Annotated in this window: 2 protein-coding genes; both read left to right on the top strand. The window is 46.6% G+C overall.

Going from position 1 to position 1,863, the window contains the following annotated elements:
* Positions 1 to 118: 118 nt before the first annotated feature.
* Positions 119 to 883, top strand: a complete 765-nt coding sequence (locus QUB16_RS33290; RefSeq protein ID WP_333322660.1) for an aldolase/citrate lyase family protein — start codon at positions 119 to 121, stop codon at positions 881 to 883.
* A 201-nt stretch (positions 884 to 1,084) separates the two neighbouring features.
* Entirely contained in the window at positions 1,085 to 1,753 is a 669-nt protein-coding gene (locus QUB16_RS33285) for a 2OG-Fe dioxygenase family protein (RefSeq protein WP_333322658.1), read from the top strand.
* Positions 1,754 to 1,863: the final 110 nt, after the last annotated feature.

The raw sequence follows: 1,863 nt of genomic DNA, 5'->3' as shown, positions 1-1,863 counted from the left end.
GAGCGTCCCCGCTCGCGTATTGTACAATACGCGAGCGGGGACGCTCGCACTGTAAATGCAAAACTGAGATGCTCCCTTCATCTGCGCTAAGAAAAAACTCAATTTTCCGGGATTACCCATGCGTACAAACCAACTCAAACAAAAAATTAAAAAAGGCGAAACAGTCCTAGGTTTATTTATGAACTGCGCTTATCCCGCATTCATGGAAATATGCGGTCACGCGGGATTTGATTTCGCCGTTATCGACATGGAACACGGCCCCCTGAACCCGCTTGCTGCTGAAGATTTGTGTCGCGCCGCCGACTGTACCGGAATTGCACCGATTATTCGCGTCCGCAAAAACGATGGGCCGCAAATTCAACGAGCTCTCGACATCGGCAGTGCAGGCGTTCAAGTACCTCAAGTTGAAAGTAAAATCGATGCCGAAACCGCTGTCAAAAGCGCTAAATACAGTCCTCTGGGCACGCGAGGTCTTTCCTTTGCTACGCGGGCGGGACTTTACACCGCCGCAGGTACAAATATCACCGATCGACTCAACGAAGAATCCTTAGTTGTGATTCATGTCGAAGGCAAAGGCGGCATCGACAACCTGGCAGAAATTGTTACTGTGCCAGAGGTGGACGTGATTTTTCTGGGGCCTTACGATTTGTCACAGTCGATCGGCATTCCCGGCCAAGTCCGCGATCCCCGCGTCATCGACATGATGCAGGAGGCAGTGCAAACCATCCGCAAAGCAGGCAAAGCCGCAGGTACTTTTGCCGAAAACCCCGAAATCGCCCAGCAGTGGATTGATGCTGGCGTTCAGTACGTTGCACTTGGGGTCGATGTTGCCGTTTTCCTGCGGGCCTGTCAGTCGCTGGTGAAAGCAGTCAATCGATTTTAGATTTTAGATTTTAGATTTTAGATTGGGGATTTTGGATTAAAAGAAGAACCAGCCCCGGATTCATCTTGCAAGCTTTACGATATCTTTGCAATTTTTGTAGTGTCTTTTACGACACATCCAAAAATCCTGCGCTAGAGTAGAAGCATACACCTCCTCCAGGCAAAATTAGGGAGGGGAGCAAGGCTTCAGGGAGTAAAATCTATGAAAACCGTATTAGAATCCATTCATTTGGATTATGCTTTCATGTTTACTTTCAAAAAAGTAAACTCGATTAAGCTAGAAGGTTTCAAGGAATTTTTTGACGATATGCCTGTCGATCCGTATGTGAAAGGTAAGTATCGTTCGAGAAGATTATCGCGGTTTGCAGTCAACGGAAATGAGTTAGTTAAGTTACCTCACGGCTATTTGTATCAAAGCAAAACATACAATCCGCTAGTGGGTGATATCAAGCGGGAATTTGCCGAATTGGACGATCGGCTAATTGCCCTCGATAATTTCAAACAGATGATTTTTGCTTTTTTCGATTCCTGCAAAATTCACCCGGAAGCTGAAATCGGCATCCATCAAATCAGGACGACTTGTTCGCCGCACAATTTTGGCAACCCCGCACCGGAAGGCATTCACCAAGACGGTACTGACTTTATCGGGATTTTCTCGGTGGACAGAACTAATATTGTAGGCGGGGAAACGCATTTGTACTTGGCTAAAAGAGAGAAGCCTGTTTTTAATAAAATTCTGCATCCGGGAGAATTGCTGTTAGTTAACGACCATGAGTTTTTCCACTTTACTACACCGATTAAACCGGAATCTGAAGGGGTGGGAACCAGGGATGTCTTTGTGCTGACTTCTCCGAGTTTGCTTACCGATTGAGGAGAGTTGAGCAATTGCGCGTCTTTCGTTCGTGGGGGAGCATCTCAGTTTTGTAAAAAGCATTTTTTTTATTGTAGTGCGAGCGTCCCCGCTCGCGTATTGTACAATAC

The sequence above is a fragment of the Microcoleus sp. D3_18a_C4 genome (genome assembly GCF_036702415.1).
GTDB lineage: Bacteria > Cyanobacteriota > Cyanobacteriia > Cyanobacteriales > Microcoleaceae > Microcoleus.
Note: the sequence above shows the minus strand (reverse complement) of the source record. Positions and strands in the feature narration are given on the sequence as shown.